This is a genomic window from Arthrobacter cheniae, from assembly GCF_003602275.1.
In the GTDB taxonomy this organism is placed as follows: Bacteria; Actinomycetota; Actinomycetes; order Actinomycetales; family Micrococcaceae; genus Arthrobacter_D; species Arthrobacter_D cheniae.
The window spans coordinates 1-22856 of record NZ_QZVT01000004.1; the positions used below are offsets into that span (position 1 = coordinate 1).

Annotated in this window: 16 protein-coding genes; 4 read left to right on the forward strand and 12 right to left on the reverse strand. The window is 67.3% G+C overall.

What is annotated here, in order from left to right:
* Window positions 1-313: 313 nt before the first annotated feature.
* From glgB to D6T63_RS07915, 3 genes are read right to left on the reverse strand one after another with little or no spacing between them, the layout of a single operon-like run.
* Window positions 314-4141, reverse strand: coding sequence for a 1,4-alpha-glucan branching protein GlgB (gene glgB / locus D6T63_RS07905; protein WP_120148490.1), 3828 nt, complete (start codon window positions 4139-4141; stop codon window positions 314-316).
* Window positions 4141-5907 carry a maltose alpha-D-glucosyltransferase gene (gene treS / locus D6T63_RS07910; RefSeq protein ID WP_120148491.1) on the reverse strand — a complete coding sequence of 589 codons (1767 nt, stop codon included), beginning with the start codon at window positions 5905-5907 and terminating at the stop codon, window positions 4141-4143. Before treS ends, glgB begins: the two co-directional genes overlap by 1 nt.
* Window positions 5907-7946, reverse strand: a complete 2040-nt coding sequence (locus D6T63_RS07915; protein WP_120148492.1) for an alpha-1,4-glucan--maltose-1-phosphate maltosyltransferase — start codon at window positions 7944-7946, stop codon at window positions 5907-5909. The genes treS and D6T63_RS07915 overlap by 1 nt, the downstream gene beginning before the upstream one ends.
* A 131-nt stretch (window positions 7947-8077) precedes the next feature.
* On the opposite strand from D6T63_RS07915, the gene glgP reads away from it, so the two are divergent.
* Window positions 8078-10690, forward strand: a complete 2613-nt coding sequence (gene glgP / locus D6T63_RS07920; RefSeq protein WP_120148493.1) for an alpha-glucan family phosphorylase — start codon at window positions 8078-8080, stop codon at window positions 10688-10690.
* A gap of 109 nt (window positions 10691-10799) precedes the next feature.
* Here the strand turns inward: glgP and glgX are convergent, their stop codons facing one another.
* The 6 genes from glgX to D6T63_RS07950 all read right to left on the reverse strand — a co-directional run bounded on the left by glgX (window position 10800) and on the right by D6T63_RS07950 (window position 17534).
* A complete protein-coding gene (gene glgX, locus D6T63_RS07925; RefSeq protein ID WP_120148494.1) occupies window positions 10800-12917 on the reverse strand; it encodes a glycogen debranching protein GlgX in 2118 nt (705 codons plus the stop codon).
* A gap of 10 nt (window positions 12918-12927) precedes the next feature.
* Window positions 12928-13911 carry a 23S rRNA (guanosine(2251)-2'-O)-methyltransferase RlmB gene (rlmB, locus tag D6T63_RS07930; protein WP_120148495.1) on the reverse strand — a complete coding sequence of 328 codons (984 nt, stop codon included), beginning with the start codon at window positions 13909-13911 and terminating at the stop codon, window positions 12928-12930.
* 143 nt (window positions 13912-14054) lie between these two features.
* Window positions 14055-15521: a cysteine--tRNA ligase gene (gene cysS / locus D6T63_RS07935; RefSeq protein ID WP_120148496.1), complete on the reverse strand. Its 1467-nt coding sequence runs from the start codon at window positions 15519-15521 to the stop codon at window positions 14055-14057.
* A gap of 129 nt (window positions 15522-15650) precedes the next feature.
* Window positions 15651-16169 carry a 2-C-methyl-D-erythritol 2,4-cyclodiphosphate synthase gene (ispF, locus tag D6T63_RS07940; protein ID WP_120148497.1) on the reverse strand — a complete coding sequence of 173 codons (519 nt, stop codon included), beginning with the start codon at window positions 16167-16169 and terminating at the stop codon, window positions 15651-15653.
* The gene (gene ispD / locus D6T63_RS07945) at window positions 16156-16980 is read right to left on the reverse strand and encodes a 2-C-methyl-D-erythritol 4-phosphate cytidylyltransferase (RefSeq protein ID WP_120148498.1); all 825 of its coding nucleotides are present in this window, start codon (window positions 16978-16980) and stop codon (window positions 16156-16158) included. The genes ispF and ispD overlap by 14 nt, the downstream gene beginning before the upstream one ends.
* A 71-nt stretch (window positions 16981-17051) precedes the next feature.
* Window positions 17052-17534 (reverse strand): CarD family transcriptional regulator, encoded by a 483-nt coding sequence (locus tag D6T63_RS07950; RefSeq protein ID WP_028280415.1) that lies wholly within the window; start codon window positions 17532-17534, stop codon window positions 17052-17054.
* A gap of 256 nt (window positions 17535-17790) precedes the next feature.
* Between D6T63_RS07950 and D6T63_RS07955 the strand changes: the two genes are divergently transcribed.
* Window positions 17791-18321, forward strand: a complete 531-nt coding sequence (locus D6T63_RS07955; protein ID WP_120148499.1) for a hypothetical protein — start codon at window positions 17791-17793, stop codon at window positions 18319-18321.
* A gap of 66 nt (window positions 18322-18387) precedes the next feature.
* On the opposite strand, the gene D6T63_RS07960 is transcribed toward D6T63_RS07955, so the two are convergent.
* Window positions 18388-19068, reverse strand: a complete 681-nt coding sequence (locus tag D6T63_RS07960) for a response regulator transcription factor (RefSeq protein WP_120148500.1) — start codon at window positions 19066-19068, stop codon at window positions 18388-18390.
* Window positions 19065-20318, reverse strand: a complete 1254-nt coding sequence (locus D6T63_RS07965) for a sensor histidine kinase (protein ID WP_220725907.1) — start codon at window positions 20316-20318, stop codon at window positions 19065-19067. Before D6T63_RS07965 ends, D6T63_RS07960 begins: the two co-directional genes overlap by 4 nt.
* A gap of 171 nt (window positions 20319-20489) precedes the next feature.
* Between D6T63_RS07965 and phoU the strand changes: the two genes are divergently transcribed.
* Window positions 20490-21149 (forward strand): phosphate signaling complex protein PhoU, encoded by a 660-nt coding sequence (gene phoU, locus D6T63_RS07970; RefSeq protein WP_120148501.1) that lies wholly within the window; start codon window positions 20490-20492, stop codon window positions 21147-21149.
* Window positions 21150-21213: 64 nt separating this feature from the next.
* Here phoU and D6T63_RS07975 read toward each other — a convergent pair whose 3' ends face one another.
* Window positions 21214-21960, reverse strand: a complete 747-nt coding sequence (locus D6T63_RS07975; RefSeq protein ID WP_120148502.1) for a phosphoglyceromutase — start codon at window positions 21958-21960, stop codon at window positions 21214-21216.
* A 93-nt stretch (window positions 21961-22053) separates the two neighbouring features.
* Here D6T63_RS07975 and D6T63_RS07980 point away from each other — a divergent pair, with 93 nt between their 5' ends.
* Window positions 22054-22854 carry a methyltransferase domain-containing protein gene (locus D6T63_RS07980; protein WP_120148503.1) on the forward strand — a complete coding sequence of 267 codons (801 nt, stop codon included), beginning with the start codon at window positions 22054-22056 and terminating at the stop codon, window positions 22852-22854.
* The last annotated feature ends 2 nt before the right edge of the window (window positions 22855-22856 follow it).

Below are 22856 nucleotides of genomic sequence, written 5' to 3' on the forward strand. Positions count from 1 at the left end.
TTGGCACACTATTGAGTTCTCAAACAACAGGCACTACCGGCACCCAACACAACCAAAACACTGTGTCATCGCTCCGAAGCAACTTTACAAGCTTACCCGCACCGCTTCCGTTCTCCAAATCGGCCCGTCCCCACACCCCTCGGTTCCCTGCTCTACCCGTACGGGTGGAGCCTGACCCTCAGTACTGTGGTTGTCGGCCGACCAGATGACTTCTTCAGCGCGGATATAAACACTAACACCGCCCCTGCCAGATGTAAAACAGCGGCGGACGCCCTCTTCCGAGGACGTCCGCCGCTGTCGATCCGGCCTGCGCCTAGGAGGTCGCCGGCTTCAGGTACAGGACGCCGAGGGGCGGCACCCGGACGTCGCCGTAAGCAGGCTGGCCGTTGTGCGCGCCCTCCTGCGCCGTGACGTACCCGCTGTTGCCGACCCCCGAGCCGCCGAACTCCTCGGAGTCGGTGTTGAGGACTTCGGTCCACTCTCCCGCCCAGGGAAGCCCGACCCGGAAGCCCTCGTGCGGACCCCCTGCGAAGTTCGCGATGCAGACCAGCGGATTCCCCTGGTGATCCCATCGGATGAAGGACAAGGTGTTGTGCTCGCCGTCGTTCTCGTCGATCCACTGGAAGCCGGCGGGCTCGTTGTCCCGCGCGTACAGCGCCGGCGTCTCCTTGTAGAGCGTGTTCAGGGTTCGCACCAGCTCCTGGACCCCCTTGTGGGACGGCGTCTCCGTGAGCCACCAATCAAGGCTGTGGTGCTCGGCCCACTCCGCCTCCTGTGCGAACTCCGACCCCATGAAGATGAGCTGCTTCCCGGGATGCGCCCACTGGAAGGCAAGGTACGCGCGCACGTTGGCGAGTTGCTGCCACCGGTCGCCCGGCATCTTGCGCAGGAGGGAACCCTTGCCGTGCACCACCTCGTCATGACTGATCGGCAGCATGAAGTTCTCGGTGTAGGCGTAGACCATGGAGAACGTGGCCTTGCCGTGGTGGTGAACGCGATTGATCGGATCCTCGGAGATGTACTCGAGGGTGTCGTGCATCCAGCCCATGTTCCACTTGATGCCGAAGCCGAGGCCGCCGGCGCTCGTGGCCCTGGTGACGCCGTCGAACGCAGTCGACTCCTCGGCGATCATGACGATGCCCGGCGCCCGCTTGTACGCGGTTGCGTTGACCTCCTGGAGGAAGGAGATGGCCTCGAGGTTCTCCTGGCCGCCGAACTTGTTCGGCCGCCACTGGCCTTCCTCCCTCGAGTAGTTGAGGTAGAGCATGGAGGCGACGGCGTCGACGCGCAGTCCGTCGATGTGGAACTCCTCCAGCCAGTACAGGGCGTTCGCGACGAGGAAGTTGCGGACTTCTCGACGGCCGAAGTCGAAGATCAGGGTGCCCCAGTCCTGATGTTCGCCGAGGAAGGGATCACCGTGCTCGTACAGGGTGCCGCCGTCGAACTTGGCAAGCGCCCAGGCATCCTTGGGGAAGTGGGCGGGAACCCAGTCCATGAGGACGCCGATACCGGCCTGGTGGAGTCGGTCGATCAAGTACTTGAAGTCGTCCGGCGAACCGAAGCGCGACGTCGGCGCGAAGTAGGACGTGACCTGGTAGCCCCAGGATCCGCCGAAGGGGTGCTCCGCCACCGGCATCAGCTCTACGTGCGTGAAGCCCTGCCAGGACACGTACTCGACGAGCTGCTCGGCCAGCTCCCGGTACCCGAGGCCCTGACGCCACGACCCGAGGTGCACCTCGTACACGCTCATGGGCCCGTTGTGGGGGTCGCCGGCTGCACGTGCCGTCATCCACTCGTCGTCCCCGAACGTGTAGGTCGACTCGACGACCTTGGAACCCGTGAGCGGCGGGATCTCCGTGCCGCGGGCCATGGGATCGGCCTTCTCGCGCCACTGGCCGTCGTTGCCCAAGATCCTGAACTTGTAGCAGGTGCCCGCGCCGGCTCCGGGAATGAAGATTTCCCAGATGCCGGAGCTCCCGAGCGTGCGCAGGGCGTGGACGCTGCCGTCCCAGCCGTTGAAGTCGCCCATGACCTGCACGGCACGGGCATTCGGCGCCCAGACCGCGAAGGAGACACCCTCGATATCGCCGAGCAGGGACGAGTAATGGCGGACGTGTGCGCCGAGCGCGGTCCACAGCGTCTCGTGCCGGCCTTCGCCGATCAGGTGCATGTCGATCTCGCCGAGTGTGGGCAGGAAGCGATACGGGTCATCGACCGTGATCGGCTCACCGTCGTAGGTGATCTCGAGCCGGTAGTCGGGGACGTGGCCAGGTGTTTCTGCCGGCAGGGCGCCGACCCAGATGCCGTTGTGTTCGTGCCGCAGCTCGGTGCGGCCCGTGCCTGTGAGGACGACGACCGACCGCGCCAGGGGCCGCAGCGTGCGGATCGTGACGACGTCGTCGTCACTGAGGTGAGCCCCCAGAACGGCATGGGGCTGGCGGTACGCGCCCTCGGACACCTGGTGGAGGATGGACTGCTCCACCTCGACCGGCACCATGGCGGCCGGCGCAGCGGGCGCAGAACCAGCGGGCCCCGCAGACCCAGCGGAAGCCGACGGCGTGATGCCGGCGTCCTTCGCCTTCCCGGCCAGACCCGCAGTGGCGTTCCTCGCCTTGTCGGCGACTGCTTTCGCCGTTCCAGCGACGGCCTCGGCCGCCTTGGCGGCGAACTTCTTGTCGCCTGTGCCCTCGCCCGGCCCGGCCTTCTTCGGAGATTTCATGTCAGCTGCTTTCGTAGCGTCCGCGCCGGGCTGTGCACCCAGGGCGCGTCGGACATCGCGGACGGGCATCTCGACCCAGTCCGGCCTGTTGCGGATTTCGTAGACGACCTCGTACAGGGCCTTGTCGAGCCAAAGCGCCCGGAAGAGTGGACCGTCGGTCTCGACGGGCGTGCCACTCTCCTGTGAGTAGCCCTCAAGGAAGGCCTGGCGGGCGGCGTCGGACCACTGCTCTGTCGCCGCTGCTTCGGGTGAGCCGACCGGAGCCGCCCCTCGCGACGCAGCAGCGTACTCGAGTGAACGGACCATGCCGACGATGTCCCGGACGGGGACGTCCGGGACGCTGCGTTCGGCGGTGGGACGAAGCGGCTCGCCCTCGAAGTCGATGATGAGCCACGTGCCGTCGGGTGCTTGCAGGACCTGACCGAGGTGGAGATCCGCATGGATGCGCTGCAGCGGCGGAATGTCCTTCAGACCCTCGATGTCGCGCAGGATGCTGTCGACTTCGGCGCCCAGGGGCCCGACGACGCCGCCGGCTTCCTCCCAGGCCCAGCGGATGCGGTCCGCGAGCGCGTTCTTGAATTCCTTCTCCTCGGCGTCGGTCGCCGTACGGCTGCCGAAGGCGCGGTCGAGCTGCTTGTGGATGCGGGCCACGGCCTGGCCCAGGCCACGCGCCTCCTCGGTGAAGTCGGCGGCGGTGGAAGCAGACTGCGATGCCGTGCGCCAGGCATCGGTGCTTCCCTCGACGAAGTCGCGCAGGACACTGACGTGGCCGGTGACATGGCGCCCGGGTTCGCCGTGTGCTTGCTGCCACTCGCCGGTGACCCACCCGAACGTGTCCGGTGTGTCCGTCGATCCGCCGGCGGTGAGCCCGGCGCTGATCTGCACGTCAGGGCTTTCGCCGGCGGCAAGGACCCGGAAGAACTTCACGATCATGGAGCCGGGGCCGGCACCGTAGACCACCGAGGTGTTCGACTGCTCGCCCTGGAGTACCTTGACGGGCTGGGCCACCCCGGCCTCCTGGTGTGCAGGCGGCTTGACTGCGACACCCTTCAGGCGTCCGTCCGGCGTACTGCCGCCCGTCAGGATGAAGTCCACCCACAGGCGCACGAAATCGGCGTCGTGCGTTGCATCATAGGCCCATCGCGTACCAAGCTCGGGGTGCTCCACCTGGCCGATCAGGCCTGCCGCGGCATCGTCGAGCGGCGCACGGCGATAGCTGATCGGCACGCTGACGACGTCGGTGCGCCGACCGGACTCGACGGCGAGGAAGTGCACCTCGAACCCCGCCGCGCCCGTCGGATCCTCCAGGATCGTTCCCCCGACCACCGTCAGTTCCACGGACTGCGCCCTAGCCGGGAACCACCGCTGCGACGGGAGCCATTCGGTGAGGACCTCCGGGATGAAGGGTATGTGGGTGGCCATTATCTGATCGCCTCCGGGAGGGGGATGACGGGCATCGCCTGGGTGTGCGGCGAGGACACGTTCGAGTGCGCCGAGCGGACACGCAACCAGAAGAAGTCATGGCTGCCGAGCGTCAGCGTGATCTCGCCGTCCTGCGCGAACGCAGGGAAGATCGCCCCACCGAAGAGATCTCGCAGGCCGCGGCCCGCGAACTCCGGTAGGTGCATCCGCGCCGCTACGGGGTGCTGCGAGAGGTTGAAGATGCACAGCACAGCCTCCGCGGGCTCGCCCTCGGTATTGGGCTCCTCGATCTCCCGCAGGAAAGCCAGGACGTTCTCCGAGTCGACGGGAACGTTGCGGTAACTCCCGAGCCCGAAGGCAGGGTGGGCCTTGCGGACGGCGAGCATCTGGCGGACCCAGTGCAGCAACGAACTCGACGTCGCCAGCTGTGCCTCCACGTTCACGTGGTTGTAGTGATAGACGAGCGACTGGACGACCGGGAGGTACAGCTTGCCCGGATCCACCGGAGAGAAGCCGGCATTCCGGTCCGGGTTCCACTGCATCGGGGTGCGCGATGCATCGCGATCCTCGAGCCAGATGTTGTCGCCCATGCCGATCTCGTCGCCGTAGTACAGGAACGGGCTGCCCGGAAGCGACAGCAGCAACGAGTGGATCAGCTCCACCTCGGCCCGCGAGTTGTCGAGCAGCGGTGAGAGCCGACGGCGGATACCCACGTTCGCACGCATGCGGGGATCGGGGGCGTACCAGCCGAGCATCGCCTCGCGTTCCTCGTTGGTCACCATTTCGAGCGTGAGCTCATCGTGGTTCCGGAGGAAAGTACCCCACTGTGCGCCGGCGGGGATGTCCGGGGTGTCCCTCATCGTCTCGATGATGGGGGCGGCCTTCTGGTCCCGCAGGGCGTAGAAGAGCCTCGGCATGATGGGGAAGTGGAAGGACATGTGGCACTCGGGTGCATCCTCGTCGCCGAAATATTCCACCACTTCATCCGGCATCTGGTTCGCCTCGGCGATGATGACGCGTCCAGGGTAGTTCTCGTCCACCATCGCGCGCAGGCGCTTCAGGAATTCGTGCGTCTTCGGGAGGTTCTCGCAGTTGGTGCCCTCCTCCTCGAAGAGGTACGGGATGGCATCCGCGCGGAAGCCGTCGATGCCCTGGTCGAGCCAGAACTTCACGACGTCGAAGATCGCCTCCTGCACCTTGGGGTTCTCGAAGTTGAGGTCGGGCTGGTGGCTGAAGAAACGGTGCCAGAAGAACTGGCGGCGCACGGGATCGAACGTCCAGTTCGATTCCTCCGTATCGACGAAGATGATGCGGGCATCCTCGTACTTCTCGTCGGTGTCGCTCCAGACGTAGAAATCGCCGTACGGGCCCTCGGGGTCGCTGCGGGATTCCTGGAACCAGTGGTGCTGGTCCGAGGTGTGGTTCACGGGCAGGTCGATGATGACGCGGACGCCCCGGGCGTGGGCCTCGGCCACGAGGCGCTTGAAGTCACTGAGGGAGCCGAACTCGTCGAGCACGTCGTAGTAGTCCGAGATGTCGTAGCCGCCGTCGCGAAGTGGCGACTTGAAGAACGGCGGTAGCCAGAGGCAATCCACACCGAGCCACTGGAGATAATCCATCTTTTCGATCAGTCCGGACAGATCACCGGAGCCGTCCCCGTTCGCGTCGGCGAATCCTCGGACCAGGGCCTCGTAGAAGACCGCCTTGCGGTACCAGTGGGGATCGTGGGCCAGTCCAGGTGCGTGGAGCTGGAAGGGGTTGGGCACTAGTGCTGCCTCCTGATTGAGAGAATGTGTGCGGGCTCCACATGGGGGTCCAGGCGGACGTAGTTGTGCTCGCCCCAGGCGAAGGTCTGACCCGTGATGAGGTCGTCCACCTGGAACGTACCGTTCTCGTCGATGTCGGCCGCATCGAGGTCGAGCTGATGCAGGCCGAGCGATACCGTACTCTCCCTGGTGCTGTGGGGATCCACGTTCACGACGACGATGATCGTGTCCTTGCCCTCTGCCGTCCGCTTGTGCTTGACGAAGACCAAGGTGGCGGGGTCCGAGCTGCTATGGATGCTGAGGTTCTCGAGGTCCCCGAGGGCGGGGTGGGACCTCCGGATGGCATTCAGGCGAGTGATGAACGGTGCCAGGGAGCGACCCTCGGCCTCGGCCGCGGCGTAGTTCCGCGGCCGGTACTGGAACTTCTCGTTGTCGATCGATTCCTCCGCACCCGGGCGGGCCACGTGCTCGAACAGTTCGTAGCCTGAGTAGACCCCCCAGAGCGGGCTGGCCATCGACGCGAGGACCGCGCGGATCTTGAAGCCCGCGGGTCCACCGTACTGGAGGTACTCGGTCAGGATGTCAGGGGTGTTGACGAAGAAGTTCGGGCGGAAGTAGGCCGGTGAGACCTTGCTGATCTCGGTGAAGTACTCCTCGAGCTCGGTCTTCGTGTTCCGCCACGTGAAGTACGAGTACGACTGCTGGAACCCTGCCCGTCCCAGGGCATGCATCATCGGCGGACGAGTGAACGCCTCGGCGAGGAAGATGACGTCGGGGTGTTTCTTGTTCACCTTCGCGATGAGCCACTCCCAGAACTGCACGGGCTTGGTGTGGGGATTGTCCACGCGGAAGATCTTGACGCCGTGCTGGATCCACATCAGGACGATCCGCAGGACCTCCTTCGACAGACCCTTCGGATCGTTGTCGAAGTTGATGGGATAGATGTCCTGGTACTTCTTCGGGGGGTTCTCTGCATAGGCGATCGAACCGTCCACCCGCGTGGTGAACCACTCCGGGTGGGTCTGCACCCAGGGATGGTCCGGTGATGCCTGCAGCGCGAGGTCGAGGGCGACATCGAGGTTCAGCTCGGCAGCCCTGGCGACGAACGCGTCGAAATCCTCGAAGGTACCGAGATCGGGATGGATGGCGTCGTGGCCTCCGTCAGCGGAGCCGATGGCCCAGGGGGAGCCAGGATCGGCGGGACCCGCGGTCAGGGTGTTGTTCGGTCCCTTGCGATGCGTGCGACCGATCGGGTGGATGGGCGGCAGGTAGACGACGTCGAAGTTCATCGCGGCGATGGCATCAAGGCGCTTCGTGGCCTCGCGGAACGTCCCGGAGGTCCACTGCGCCGTCTCGGGGTCGTAGGTGGCGCCCTCGGACCGGGGGAAGAACTCGTACCAGGCGGCCCGGCCCGCCAGCTCGCGCTCGACGTTGATGGGGTACGAGGCGGACGCGGTCACAAGAGAGCGGATGGGCCGGCGCGCGATGGCCTCGTGGATCTGGGGTGACAGGCCGGCGGCGAGTCGGGCCTCGACGCTCTGCGTCGTGTCGGCCAGTGCCTCCGAGGTGCGGCGGAACAGTGCCGCATCCTTCGGGGTACGCTCCTCTGCCGCACGCGCGAAGAGGGCGGCACCCTCGGCAAGCATGAGCTCGACGTCGACGCCCGCCGCGATCTTGATCGTGGCGTCGTGCTCCCAGGTGCCGAAGACATCGGACCACCCTTCGATGGTGAAGGTATGGAGGCCCCTGGCACGCGGGGTCAGGGTGCCGGCCCAGCGGTCCAACCCGGACCCGACCGGTGTCATGCGGACGCGCTGCACCTCCTTGCCGCGGGGATCGTAAAGCACTGCGGATACACCGAGCTGGTCGTGGCCTTCCCTGAAGACCGTCGCGCCGACGGCGATGTCCGAGCCGGGAATTGCTTTCGCGGGGAAACGGCCGTCCTCGACCACGGGGCTGACGGCCGTGATGGGAATCCGGCCGAAGCGCAGACCATCGGGATACTGGGCATTTCGGTTCTGGTCACTAGTGGTCGTCACGCGTACGACGTTAGCGAGTAATGGCCTGAATTGCTAAGGGAGCTTTGCGTAGCAGCAAGGCCGACTCCGTATTACGCAAGCGGTTGCGGTGATCCTCCACTCGGCCTGGCAAGTGCGCTAGCGTAATCGGAGTGAAGGCCATCCGCAGATTTACCGTCCGTACCGTCCTCCCCGAGAGCATCGCCCCGCTCGGCAAACTCGCGGGCAATCTGCGCTGGTCATGGCATCTGCCGACCTCCCGGCTCTTCGAGGACATCGATCCCGCCGCATGGGAAGAGAGCGGCCATGATCCGGTGTCCTTCCTCGGCTCCGTCACCCGCGAGAAGCTCCATCAGCTCGCCGGCGACGAGAAGCTCGTACGGCGCATCCAGGAACTCGGAGCCGACCTCGAGAGCTACCTGACCGAACCGCGCTGGTACCAGGGCCTCGGCGAGGACGCTCCCCGCAGCATCGCCTACTTCTCCCCCGAGTACGGCATCAGCGCCGTCCTCCCCCAGTACTCCGGCGGACTGGGTATCCTCGCCGGTGACCACCTCAAGTCCGCTTCGGACCTCGGCGTCCCCCTCGTGGGCGTCGGACTGCTGTATCAGGCCGGGTACTTCAAGCAGTCCCTGTCGCGTGACGCCTGGCAGCAGGAGACCTATCCGGTCCTCGACCCGGACGGACTGCCGCTGACCCTGCTCCGCGAGGAGGACGGCTCGGCCGCGACGGTCGTGCTTCCGCTGCCCAACGGGCGCCAGCTCTCCGCACACATCTGGCGCGCGGACGTCGGCCGCGTCCCCCTCCTGCTCCTCGACTCCAACGTCGCCGAGAACGACGACGCCGCCCGCAACGTCACCGACCGGCTCTACGGCGGGGGCGGGGACCAGCGCCTGCAGCAGGAGCTCCTTCTCGGCATGGGCGGCGTCAAGGCGCTGCGTATCTTCCAGCGCCTGACGGGCACGCCCGCGCCCGAGGTCTTCCACAGCAACGAGGGGCACGCAGGCTTCCTCGGCATCGAACGCATCCGCGAACTCATGGACCCCTCGAACGAGGCACCCATGAGCTGGGAGGAAGCGCTCACGGCCGGGCGAGCATCCACGGTGTTCACGACGCACACACCGGTCCCGGCGGGTATCGACCGTTTCGAGCGTTCACAGATCGAGCACTTCTTCCACGCCGGCCTTGCGCCTGCCGTGCCCACCGATCGCGTTCTGGCGCTCGGCGCGGAGAACTACACGGACGGGGACCCGACCAAATTCAACATGGCCGTCATGGGCCTGCGCCTCGCGCAGCGCGCCAACGGTGTCGCCAAACTCCACGGTGAGGTGTCACGCGGCATGTTCTCCGGCCTGTGGCCGGGGTTCGACACCCATGAGGTGCCGATCACCTCGGTCACGAACGGCGTGCACGTACCGAGCTGGGTGGATCCGGAGATCGCCGACTTCGCGCTCTCGAACTTCGGTGCCGAGTCGGTCCTCGATCCCCAGTGGAACAAGGTCTACGACGTCCCGGACACGAAGATCTGGGCGCTGCGACGCAGTCTTCGCTCCAACCTGGTCGACGACGTCCGCCAGCGCCTGCGCTCCTCCTGGAAGAAGCGCGGCGCGGCCGACGCAGAGTTGGCCTGGACGGACTCCGTGCTGGACCCGGACATCCTCACGATCGGCTTCGCGCGGCGCGTGCCGACCTACAAGCGCCTCACGCTCATGCTGCGCAACCCGGCCAGGCTGAAGGCGCTCCTCCTCCACCCGGAGCACCCGATCCAGCTCGTCATCGCCGGCAAGTCACACCCCGCCGACGAGCAGGGCAAGCGCATGATTCAGGACCTCGTCCGCTTCACGGACGATCCCGAGGTGCGTCACCGCATCGTCTTCCTTCCGAACTACGACATCGCCATGGCCCGCATCCTCTTCCCGGGCTGCGACGTCTGGCTCAACAACCCGCTGCGTCCGCTCGAGGCCTGTGGCACGTCCGGCATGAAGTCGGCGATCAACGGTGGGCTGAACCTGTCCGTCCTCGACGGCTGGTGGGACGAGATGTACGACGGCGACAACGGCTGGGCGATCCCGACGGCCAACAACGGCGCCTCGGCCGACGAGCGCGACGACATCGAGGCGGCAGCCCTGTACGACCTTCTCGAGACACAGGTGGGACCACGTTTCTACTCGCAGGTTCCTGCTGAGGGCGCCGGAGCCGCCGGACCGTCGGAGCCCTCGCGCGACGGCGTGCCGCACCAGTGGATCGCGATGATCAAGCACACGATGGCGACCCTGGGCCCGGCGGTGTCCGCCGAGCGCATGCTGCAGGACTACGTCGAGAAGCTGTACCGTCCGGCCTGGCGTGCAGGGCAGGAAGCTGTGGCCGACTCCTTCTCGCTCGCGAAGCGCACCGCCGCCTGGCGCTCACGCGTCCAGGGCAGCTGGCCGGCCGTGCAGGTGGAACACGTGGACTCCACGGGCGTCTCGGAGGATCCGCAGATCGGTGATTCCCTCAGCGTCAGCGCCTACGTGTCGCTCGGGGGACTGAACCCCGATGACGTCGCCGTCGAGGTGGCGTTCGGGCGAGCCCTAGAGAGTGACGAGCTGAGCGACGTCATCGTCCAGGACCTCGACGTCGCCGAGAACCTCGGCAGCGGACGCTACCTGTTCACGGGCGATATCCGGATCGACCACTCCGGGTCCTTCGGCTACACGGTGCGCGTGCTCCCGAAGCACTCGACCCTGGTGACGAAGGCCGAACTGGGACTCGTCGTCAACGCCTGACGGGCGGACGCCTGTTCAAGGGCCCACATGACGAAGCCCGGGACCACAAGGCCCCGGGCTTCGTCATGTGGAACCAGTGGCGTGAGCGCCTACTGCTCCACTCGGGCGCTCAGCAGCGGTACATCCGCACCGAGTCACCGGCAACCGTGTCCGCCTCGCCCGAGAGCAGGCGGGGGTGCTCGACGACGGTGCCCTGGACGGTGGCACCATCCGCCGAGTCGAACGTGCGGCTGAACCAGCGCGGCTGCTCCCCCTCGACGCCCTCGCCCTGCAGGATCCAGGCGGAGGGCAGATGGATGCGCGTGTCCTCGAGCGATCCGTTGATCACGACGAGCCCATTGACCGTGCCGCCCGTGGACCCGAGGAGCAGCTGCACAGTCCTGGTCCGCGGGTCGTTCCACTCGGACGCGGTCATCGGCAGTCCGGCCGCGCTGAACCAGAGCAGCGTCGACTGGTCGCTGCGGGACGGAAACGTGGGCGGCTGCCCGGCCAGGAAGTCGCGCCGGATGGACAGCAGCGTCCGCGTGGACTCGAGCATCCGCCGCGACGCGGTGTCGTCGGGCCAGTGGACCCAGCCGAGCTCGGTGTCCTGGCAGTAGGCATTGTTGTTGCCGCCCTGGGTGCGGCCGAACTCGTCCCCGGCCGTCAGCATCGGGACGCCCAGCGAGATGAGCAGGGACGCCATGATGTTGCGGGCACTCTTCTCGCGGGCGGCGAGGATGGTCTCGTCCTCCGTCCTGCCCTCGGCACCGTGGTTGTAGCTGCGGTTGTCGTTGTGTCCGTCGCGGTTGCCCTCGCCGTTGGCCTCGTTGTGCTTGCGCTCGTAAGCCGTGAGGTCCGCGAGCGTGAACCCGTCGTGGGCCGTCACGAGGTTCACCGAGGCCAGGGCGCTCCGGCCGGATGCCGCAAAGGTGTCGGCCGATCCGGCGAGGCAGCCCGCCAGGCGTCCGGGCGAGGATCCCGCGCCACCTCCGGCTATCGACGCGATATCGCGGAGCCAGAAGTCACGCACCGTATCGCGGAAGCGGTCGTTCCAGTCGGCCCATCCGACGGGGAACCGCCCCGTCTGCCAGCCGTCCGGCCCGATGTCCCAGGGCTCCGTGATGAGCTTGGTGCCGCGCAGCGCCTTCGACGCTCCGGCAGCGAACAGGAAGGGATGCCTCGGCGTGAACGAATTGCGTTCGTCCCTGGCCAGCGTGACGGCGAGGTCGAACCGGAAACCGTCGATGTGGCACTCCTCGGCCCAGTAGCGCAGCGAGTCGAGTGCGAACTCGACGACGCGGGGTTCGGAGAAGTTCAGGGTGTTCCCACAGCCGGTCGTGTCCACGTAGCGGCCGGCGTCGTCGTGCCTGTAGTAGTCGAAATCGCCGAGACCCCGCCAGCAGAGGGCGGGCGCATGCTGGTCGCCTTCGGCAGTGTGGTTGTAGACGACGTCGAGGATCACCTCCAGCCCGGCTTCGTGGAGGGCCCTGACCATGCCCTTGAACTCGTCGAGGACCGCTGCGGGTCCCGCTTCCCGTGCTGCCACCGTCGCGTAGTCGGTATGCGCGGCGAAGAACCCGAGCGTGTTGTAGCCCCAGTAGTTGCTGAGGCCCAGGGGCTCGAGGTGCGGCTCGTCGATGTGGAAGTGGACCGGGAGGAGTTCGACGGCTGTCACGCCGAGGTCCCGCAGGTACCCGACCATCGCGGGATGGCCAAGCCCCGCATAGGTCCCCCGCAGTGCCTCGGGAACGTCCGGGTGCAACTTCGTGAGTCCCTTGACGTGCGCCTCGTAGATGACAGTGTCCCGCCACGGGGTTCCGGGACGCTCGCTCATCCCCCAGTCGAACTCGTGCTCCAGGAACACGGAGTAGTAGGAGCGCGACGGCGGCTCGTCGGTCCCCGACTCCGTGTCGATGGCCTCGATCGCGCGGGAGTACGGGTCCAGAAGCAGTTGGGTCTCGCCGATGGCGCCCGGAAGGTCCTCGCCGGTGGGCCAGAACGCATACAGGGCGCCGGGATGCACGGGACCAACCACGCCGTGATGCACGCCGCCGTCGAGACCCACCAGGGTCTCCGAGGCCCACGCGCCGTCCTCACGGCGCCAGTGCACATCCATGGAGGCGATCGCCGGGGCCCAGACCGCCGCATTCGCGTGGGCGTCCTGTCCCCGTCCGGCCCTGATGGAGTGGAGCCCCAGCGGGAACTCCCGGGAGCCTCGCGGATGCGACGGTACCTGCTGCGTCATGGCGACGCGGTCAGGACGAACGCTGGCGTGACACCTCGTACAGCGTGATGCCCACCGCCATCGAAGCATTGAGCGACTCCATGGCGGAGTCGATGGGGATGGAGACGATCTGGTCGCAGTTCTCGCGGACGAGCCGGGAGAGGCCCTTGCCCTCCGAACCGACGACGATGCAGATGGGATCACGGCCGAGGGTCAGTTCGGGCAGCGAGACATCACCATCGCCGTCCAGGCCGAGGACGAAGATGCCCTTCTCCTTGAGGGACTTCAGCGCCGAATTGAGGTTGCCGACGCGGGCGACGGGTACGCGGACGGCGGCACCGGCGCTGGTCTTCCAGGCCGACGCCGTCACGCCGACCGAGCGGCGCTCGGGCACGATGACGCCGTGGCTGCTGAAGGCCGAGGCGGAGCGGATGATGGCGCCGAGGTTGCGGGGATCGGTGATGCCGTCGAGGGCGACGAAGAGGGGGGCGTTCCCGATGTGCCCGCGCCGGTACCGCTCGATGGTCTCATCCACGAGGTCGAGCGCGTCGGCGTACTCGTACGGCGGGATCTGCAGCATGAGGCCCTGGTGCACAGCGCCGTCCGTCATGCGGTCCAGCTCCGCCTTGCCCGTCTCCATCACGGGGATGCCGCGTTCCGCAGCCATCTTGAGCGAGTCACGGACGCGGTCGTCCATCTCGATGCGGATCGCCACATGCAGGGCCTTCGCAGGGATTCCTGCGCGCAGAGCCTCCACGACGGAGTTGCGGCCCGTGACGGCCTCCTCGGCGGCCTTGCCCTTGGTGCGACCGGTGCCGGCGTTCTTGCCGCCTCCACGCTTGGCCTCCGAGCGCTCCGCCAGCTCCTTGTTCTTGTACGCCTTGTGGTACGGGCGATCCTCCGCCCTGGGAGTGGGGCCCTTACCCTCGAGCGACTTGCGTCCGTGTCCGCCGGTGCCGATGGTGGGGCCCTTTTTCAACTTGCGAACCGCGCCTGGACGTCCGTGACTGGCCATGGAAAAACACCTTTATATAGAAGAAGAATCGCCTCCAGTTTACGCGGAGCGGGCGAGAAGCCCCCGCACATCCCGTCCTGCCGTCGTCGGAGCCTCGAAAAGGCGGGTGGAGCGGCGTTCGAACTGCAGCGCTGCCGCCGCCACTAGTTCCCCGACAAGGACCAGCGGGCGCCCTCGGCGGAATCCTCGAGAGTAACCCCGGCACGTGCCAGGGCGTCGCGGATGGCATCGGCCCGAGCCCAGTCCCGCGCGGTCCGGGCCTCGATGCGCTCCGCGATGCGGTCACCGACGAGGGTGTCGAGTGCTTTCGACAGTGCCGCGTCCGCTGTGCCACCTCCTGCGGCCTCTCCTGCGTCGTCGAGTCCGAGGACGCCGGTCATGCCGACGACGGCGGCCAGGCAGGCTGCCACGGCGGCGTCATCGCCTGCGGAGAGGGCGGTGTTGCCGCTGCGCACCGTGGTGTGGAGCACCGCGAGGGCCTGCGGCACGTTGAGGTCGTCGTCCATGGCGTCCGCGAATGCCGGGGGGAGGTCGGCGGCGCGGACGGACCCGGGGGCAGGTGCGCCGACCCGGGTCGCTGCCTTGCCGATGAAGCCGTCTATGCGGGCCACCGCTGCGCCTGCCTCCTGCAGGGAGGTCTCGCGGTAGTCCAGTACGGAGCGGTAGTGCGCCTGCCCGAGGTAGTACCGCACCACGCGGGGACCGGCGGCGTCGATCATCTCCTGCGGGGTCACCGTGTTGCCGATGGACTTCGACATCTTCTCGCCGCCGAAGGTGACCATGCCGTTGTGCATCCAGTACCGGGCAAAAGCATGGCCGGCGGCCTGCGACTGGGCCATCTCGTTCTCGTGGTGCGGGAATCGGAGATCGAGTCCGCCACCGTGGATGTCGAACTCCGTGCCGAGGTACTTCGTCACCATGCTCGAGCACTCAAGGTGCCAGCCGGGGCGGCCGGTACCCCACGGGCTCGACCAGGACGCCGTCACCGGATCGGTCTCCTGGGAGCCCTTCCACAACGCGAAGTCGCGCGGGTCCTTCTTGCCGCGGGGGTCGGCGTCGGGCGCTGCCTGCATGTCATCGATGTGCTGGCGGGTCAGGCTGCCGTAGGCGGGCCAGGAGCGTACGTCGAAGTAGACGTCTCCGGAGGCGTCGGGTGCGGGGTAGGCGTGGCCGCGGTCGATGAGGAGCTGGATCAGGGCGTGCATCTCGGGGATGTGACCGGTGGCTCGCGGCTCGTAGGTGGGGCGGCGCACTCCGAGCGCGGCGTAGGCCCGGTGGAACTCCTGTTCGAAGCGGTAGGCGAGGGCCCACCACGGTTCCTCCGGGACCACCGACGGGTCCGCCCCTGCGGCTCCCTCACGGAACGAATCCTGGGACTTCGCGAGGATCTTGTCGTCGATGTCCGTCACGTTCCGGACGACCGTGACGCGCAGGTCCCGCGCCTCGAGCCAGCGGGTGAGCTGGTCGAAGGCGATAGCAGACCGCACATGCCCCACGTGAGGCATGCCCTGCACCGTCGCACCGCAGTAGTACAGGCTCGCCCTGCCCGCTTCGATCGGCTCGAACGGGCGCACCTCGGCGCGGGCTGTGTCATAGAATCGCAGGCTCACCGGTCCAGATTACCCGGCGGCCGCCCGCACCCTTCCCGATGCTGCGCCCTCCATCCTCCGGGCTGTGAACCTGGGTCCTCCTACCCTGCGGCTTCCAGCCCCTGCGGCCGCAACCTCCGGTTCGCCCGGCTATGGCCCATCAGCGGAGGCAGAGCGCACGACGACGGCGGTGGCGATGGCCGCGATACCCTCACCTCGACCGGTCAGGCCGAGCCCGTCGGTGGTGGTAGCCGAGATACTGACGGGCGCCTGCGCGGCGTCGGCCATGACGGCCTCCGCCTCTGCACGACGAGGGCCGAATTTGGGCCTGTTGCCGATCAACTGCACGGCGATGTTGCCGATATCGAAGCCGGCGGCCCGCACGATCCGGGCCGCCTCGGAGAGCAGGGTGTGTCCCGAGGCTCCGGCGAACTCGGGGCGGTCGGTGCCGAAGTGGGTCCCGAGATCGCCGACCCCGGCCGCGGAGAAGAGCGCGTCGGCCGCCGCATGGGCGACGACGTCCCCGTCGGAGTGGCCCGACAGCCCCCGCTCCCCCTCCCACAGCAGGCCAGCGACCCAGAGCGGCGCCGGCGCGTCATCAGCGGCGTACGCGTGGACGTCCACACCGATTCCGGTGCGGGGAAGGTGGAGGTGCTCACTGAGGTACACGGCTGCTCCTGCTGGTCGGGGTCGGGGTGGTTCCTGTGCGGGCCGGTGCGGGAAGGTCGACGCTGCCGGCGGGCCCCGCGGCGTCGTTCGCAACCCCGGCCGCCAGCACGGCCTCCGCGACCACGAGGTCGAACGGCGTGGTGACCTTGAAGGCGAGAGCATCCCCCTCGACGACGCGTACCGGTACTCCGCTTGCTTCCATGAGCATGGCGTCGTCAGTGATCGTGGCATCACCGGCGGCGTCGCCGGCGTGGGCTGCGCGCAGGGCATCGGCGTCGAAACCCTGGGGAGTCTGCACTGCTCGCAGGAGGGCACGGTCGGGGGTCGCCGTGACGATGCCGTCCTCCACGACCTTGATGGTGTCGACGACGGGCAGCACGGGAATCACGGCGGAGGCGCCCGCGCTCACGAGCGCGGCGACCCGCTGGAAGACGGCCGGAGGAGTGATGGCCCGAGCTGCATCATGGACCAGGACGACTCCCACGGTCGGCGGCAGCGCCGCGAGGCCCGCGCGGACGGATGCGGCGCGGGTTGCACCGCCCGCAACCGCAGTGATGCTGGTGGGGTACACCGAGCGCAGCGCCGCCTCCGCGACGACGGCGGACAGGACGGGGTCCCCCGCCGGCAGGACCACCACGACGGCGCCGGCGACGCCCGACGCGATCACGGACTCCAGTGCGTGCTCCAGGAGGGTACGCCCGGCGCACAGGACCCGCGCCTTCGGGATGCCGTGACCGAGGCGCTGTCCCGACCCCGCTGCGACGACGATGACTCCGGCTCGGGCGGGGTGCTGCGCATTCTTCTCGGACACCCCGTCACCCTACGACAGGCGACAAAAAAAGAGGGACCCGGAGGTCCCTCTTCTTCGTGGTCGTCCGTCTCCTAGGAGGCGAGGACCTCGTCGAGAACACTTGCGGCCTTCTCTTCGTCGGTCTTCTCCGCGAGTGCCAGCTCGGAGATGAGGATCTGGCGCGCTTTCGCGAGCATCCTCTTCTCACCCGCCGACAGTCCGCGGTCGTGGTCGCGGCGCCAAAGGTCCCGGACTACTTCGGCGACCTTGATGACATCGCCGGAAGCGAGCTTCTCGAGGTTCGCCTTGTACCGCCGCGACCAGTTCGTCGGCTCTTCCGTGAATTCGGCTCGAAGGACGTCGAACACATGCTCGAGGCCTTCCTTGCCCACCACGTCGCGAACCCCTACGAGGTCAACGTTCTCTGCTGGTACCTCTATGGTCAGATCACCCTGTGCCACCTTGAGCTTGAGATACATCTTCTCTTCGCCCTTGATGACGCGCATCTTGATCTCTTCGATCTTCGCTGCGCCGTGGTGAGGGTAAACAACTGTTTCGCCAACCTCAAAAACCATGTGGACTTTCCCCTTTCCCGCCGGTCAGTTTATCACGGTGGCGACACGCCGATGGCGCGTTTTCGCAGGTCAGACGGCCGAAACAAGCGCAATTGGCTATCATCCGCCCCTTGACGAAAAGCGCTTTTGGTGATCTGAGGGTCTTCGGGCCCGTGAAACCGACACCACGGTTCGACGGCGTAGCCGATAGTGTGTTCTGTAGGTCCGCACCGGATTCCGTCCCTGTCCCACCTGTTGAACACCAGGAGTTTGTGCTGTGAAGAATGCACCGAAGAACCGAGTGCAGCAGTCCGTTGCTGCCGGCGCCGTACTGATGATGCTGGGCGTCTCCGGCTGCAGCTTCACCGCAGAGCAATTCACGGCAACCCCCTACGCCCCCTCGGACGGCATCGTGAAGGACGTCGGGCCGGTGCTGCTGCGCAACATCCTGGTGGTCGGTCGTGACGACGAGACGGCAGGGCGCCTGATCGGAACCGTGTTCAACACCAGCGACGAGCCCGTCGATCTCTCCATCCGGGCAGGCGGGGCGTCGACGAGCGTCACCATAGAGGGCCAGGGCGAATTCAGGTTCGAGGACGAGACGGCCGATGACGCGACCCTCGAGGGGCTCCAGGACGTTCCCGGCTCCCTCATCGACGTCGACTTCGAGGTGGAGGGCGAGGACGCGACCTTCCAGGTTCCGGTCCTCGACGGCACGCTCGAGGAGTACCGCGAGTTCGTTCCGGGCGGCTACACGCCGCGCCCCAGCGAACCAGCCGCCACCGAAGAGGCCGCCGAGGGCGAATAGCTCCACGGCACCGACGCACCACTGCCCGCCTCCGGACCATCGGAGGCGGGCAGTGTCATTCTCTGCTCAGGGCTCGTACTTGTACCCCAGGCCGCGGACGGTGATGAGGTAGCGCGGGCTCGACGGATCCGGCTCGACCTTGCCGCGGAGCCTCTTGACGTGGACGTCCAGGGTCTTCGTGTCACCGACGTAGTCGGAACCCCAGACGCGGTCGATGAGCTGGCCCCGCGTGAGCACCCTGCCCGAGTTCCGGAGCAGCATCTCGAGCAGTTCGAACTCCTTCAGCGGGAGCGCCACCTGTTCGCCCTCGACGCTCACCACGTGCCGCTCGATGTCCATGCGGACGGGTCCGGCTTGGATGGTGTTCGAGATCAGCTCCTCGGGCTCCCCCTGGCGCCTGAGGACGGCGCGGATGCGGGCGACGAGTTCTCGGGACGAGTACGGCTTGGTCACGTAGTCGTCGGCACCGAGTTCCAGCCCCACGACCTTGTCGATCTCGGCGTCCTTGGCCGTCAACATGATGACGGGGACGCTGGAGCGCTGGCGCAGCTGGCGGCAGACCTCCGTGCCTGAAAGCCCCGGCAGCTGGAGGTCCAGCAGCACGAGGTCCGCGCCGGAGCGGTCGAACTCGGTGATGGCGTCGAGGCCGTTGTCCACGACGGACACCTCGAAACCTTCCTTGCCGAGGAGATAGGACAGCGGGTCGCTGAACGATTCCTCGTCCTCGACGATCAGAATACGGCTCAAGCCTTGACTCCCTGCTCATGGGCAGCGGTGCTGCCCTTCTTCACTGATTTCCTGTCGGAACCCTGCACTACGCCCTCCTTCGCGACGGCCGGAACGGACCCACCCGTGGCGGTGTCGTCATCGGCTGATACCTCCATCTCGGGGAGGCGGACCGTGAACGTGCTCCCCTGGCCTGCCTGGGACCACACCGTCACCTCACCACCGTGGTTGGACACGACGTGCTTGACGATGCTGAGGCCGAGTCCCGTTCCGCCCGTCTGTCGGGAGCGGGCGGCGTCGATGCGGTAGAAGCGCTCGAAGATGCGCTCCTGCTCCTCCGGTGTGATGCCAGTTCCCTGATCCGTCACCGAGACCTGCACGAGCCCGTCGCGCGACCGCACGCCGACACCCACGCGCGTGCCCTCGGGCGAATAGCGGATGGCGTTGTCGATCAGGTTGCGGAATGCCGTCATCAGCAGGTCTCGGTCGCCGTACACCGGGGCGGGAACCGAACCACCGACGACGATGTCGATCTGCTTGCTCTCGGCCGGCAGCTTGTTGCGGTCCACGGCCTCGGCAACCACGGCATTGATGTCCACGGCCTTGCCGCGACGGACGACGTCGGCGCCCTGCAGCCGGGAGAGTTCGATGATGTCCTGGACGAGGGCGGAGAGCCTGCCGGACTCCTTGTGCATGCGCTGGGCGAAGCGGCGGACAGCGACCTCGTCCTCGGCGGCGTCCTGGATGGCCTCCGCGAGGAGGGAGATGGCGCCGACGGGGGTCTTCAGTTCGTGGGAGACGTTCGCGACGAAGTCGTTGCGGATCTCCTCGCTGCGGGTGATCTCCGTGCGGTCGTCGGCGAGGATCAGGATGTACTCGGCTCCTAGTGCTGCCACGCGGGCCTGCACCACGATGGTTCCCTGGCCGAACGGTCCGCGGGGAAGCTCGAGCTGCTGCTGCTCGATCACGCCGTCGCGCCGGACGCGGGCCGTGAGGTCGAGGAGTTCGGAGTGCACCACCGTGTGTCCGCGGACGAGGCCGAAGGCATACGCTGCGGGACTGGCACGTACGACGCCGTCGATGGCGTCCACGATCACGTAGGCACGGCCGATGATGGACAGGACCTCGGCGGCGCCGTCGGGCAGGGATGGCTCGTCCTCGTAGAGGAGCCGGAGCCTCTGCGCCTCGCTTGCACGGAACGCCGCCATGCCGCTCACGCCGAGGCCCAGGCCTACCAGCCCGGCTACGAGCGTCAGGAGAAGGGGGTCCACGGACACAGCTTATGCTCTCCGAATTCCGACCCCACCCCATACGGTGGCAATAGGTCAGGGGTTCAACTAACGTTCACACAAAGCGGGGAAACAGTTCACCGCTGGCTGGAATGCTCGTCGGCAGAACTGTGGACACGGTTGCAGTCGAAACTTCCAGGGAGGGACCCCTACGTGCGTAAGGTTTTTCAGGCCGAGCTTCACCAGATCGGCGAGGAGCTCATCGAGATCTCGCAGTTGGTGTCCGAAGCCATCCAGAAGGCCAATAGCGCTTTCCAGGGTGCCGACACCGAGCTCGCGCAGGAAGTCATCGCCGCGGACGCGCGCATCGATTTCCTCCAGAACAGCCTCGACGAGCGCGCCATCGATATCCTCGCCCTGCAGGGCCCCGTGGCGTCCGACCTCCGGATGATCGTGGGCGCGCTGCGGATGAGCGCCTCCCTCGAGCGCATGGGTGATCTCGCCCGGCACGTGGCGCAGCTCGCCCGCCTGCGCTTCCCCGCGAACGTCATTCCCGAAAGCATCCGCGCCACGTTCGACGAGCTCGCCGAACTCGACGTGGATATCGCGGCCAAGGTCACCGAACTCCTCGAGACGCGCAACCTCGACCTGAGCAACGAGATCAACGCCGCCAACGCGCGCGTCAACGAGCTGCACGCCAGCGTGTTCAAGGCCGTCGCCGCGGAGGACTGGAACCAGAACGCGCCGACCACCGTGGACGTCACGCTCGCGAGCCGCTATTACGAGCGCTTCGCCGACCACGGCGTCTCGGTGGCCCGCAAGGTCACCTACCTCGTCACCGGCGAGTGGCAGCCCAGCGCACCGCTGAACTGACGCCACCCGGAAGCAGGAACGACGGCGGCCACCGGCCGCCGTCGTTCTCGTTCAGGCTGCTGGGTCAGTGCTTGCCCTGGTTCGCCACCGCTTCGATCGCTGCCGCTGCGGCGTCGGCGTCGAGGTAGGTGCCACCGGCCTTCACGGGCACCAGGTCCTCGTCGAGCTCGTACACCAGCGGGATACCCGTGGGGATGTTGAGCGATGCGATGTCCCTGTCGCTGATGCCGTCGAGGTGCTTGACGAGCGCCCGCAGGGAGTTGCCGTGCGCGGCGATCAGGACGGTCCTGCCGGCCTTGATGTCCACCGTGATGTCGGACTCCCAGTACGGCAGGAAGCGGTCGAGGACATCCTTGAGGCACTCAGTGCGCGGCACGTCGTCCCCGAGGTCCGCGTAGCGCGGATCGTCGACCTGGGAGTACTCGCTCGCGTCGTCGAGGGGCGGCGGCGGCGTGTCGTAGGACCGGCGCCATTCCATGAACTGCTTCTCGCCGTACTCGGCGAGGGTCTGGGCCTTGTCCTTGCCCTGCAGCGCGCCGTAGTGGCGCTCGTTCAGGCGCCAGTCGCGCTTGACGTCGATCCAGCTGCGGTCGGCCGCTTCGAGCGCGAGGTTCGCGGTGATGATGGCCCGCTTCTGCCGCGACGTGTAGACGATGTCGGGAAGGATGCCGGCCTCGGTGAGGAGATGACCGCCGCGGGTGGCTTCCTCGCGGCCCTTCTCGGTGAGGGCGACGTCCACCCATCCGGTGAAGAGGTTCTTCTCGTTCCATTCGCTCTGCCCATGGCGCAGGAGGATCAGTGTGTAGGTCATGATTCCAGTCTGCCGCATCGGGCTGCGGCGGTCATGCCGGCTGCGTCGGGTGGCACCAGTATTAAGCGCGTGCGCGTGGCCTACCCTTGACGGGTGCCTCCGCGACAGCGTCCCCCGAAGCCCCTGGGCACCATCACGCGCGGCACCACGAACCCCAATAGGCTCCGTCGCGTGGACCGCTGGCTCGCCGGGCCGCAGTCCTTCCGGTTGCGCCGGGCGGGTGATCCGCTCGTCGTCGACCTCGGGTACGGGGCGGCCCCCGTGACCGCCGTCGAGCTCTATACGCGTCTACGGACGGTGCGCGACGACGTCGAGGTCGTGGGCATCGAGATAGACCCTGCGCGGGTGGCGGCTGCGAAGCCCCTGGCGCGGCCCGGCCTGAGCTTCCGGCAGGGCGGCTTCGAGCTGCCCCTCGACGGGCGGCGGCCCGTCGCCGTGCGTGCGTTCAACGTGCTCCGTCAGTACCGCGAGGACGAGTACGCGGCCTACTGGGACGAGGTCCGGGGACGGCTGGCGCCGGACGGGATCTTCGTCGACGGGACGTGCGACGAGATCGGGCGACGATCCTCCTGGGCAGCTCTCGACGCCGGGGGTCCGGTGTCCCTCAGCATCTCCCTGAGGTTCGGCGCTTTCGCCCTGCCGTCCGACGTCGCCGAGCGGCTGCCCAAGGCGCTGATCCACCGGAACGTCGAGGGTGAGCGCGTGCATGCCTACCTGCGTGCGCTGGACCGGGCCTGGCTCGACGCCGCAGCCCTGTCATCCTTCGGGCACGGACAGCGATGGAGGGCGATGTGCGCTTCGGTGAAGGCGGACGGCTGGCCACTGCTGGATGGCCCGTCACGCTGGCGCCTCGGAGAGGTCACGGTGGCATGGGAAGCGGTGAAGCCGGGCTAGCT

Excerpts from the sequence above, each read along its gene's own strand:
- glgB (WP_120148490.1), bottom strand. The coding sequence starts at position 4,141 with ATGGCCACCCACATACCCTTCATCCCGGAGGTCCTCACCGAATGGCTC.
- glgX (WP_120148494.1), bottom strand. The coding sequence starts at position 12,917 with ATGACGCAGCAGGTACCGTCGCATCCGCGAGGCTCCCGGGAGTTCCCG.
- rlmB (WP_120148495.1), bottom strand. The coding sequence starts at position 13,911 with ATGGCCAGTCACGGACGTCCAGGCGCGGTTCGCAAGTTGAAAAAGGGC.
- D6T63_RS07950 (WP_028280415.1), bottom strand. The coding sequence starts at position 17,534 with ATGGTTTTTGAGGTTGGCGAAACAGTTGTTTACCCTCACCACGGCGCA.
- D6T63_RS07975 (WP_120148502.1), bottom strand. The coding sequence starts at position 21,960 with ATGACCTACACACTGATCCTCCTGCGCCATGGGCAGAGCGAATGGAAC.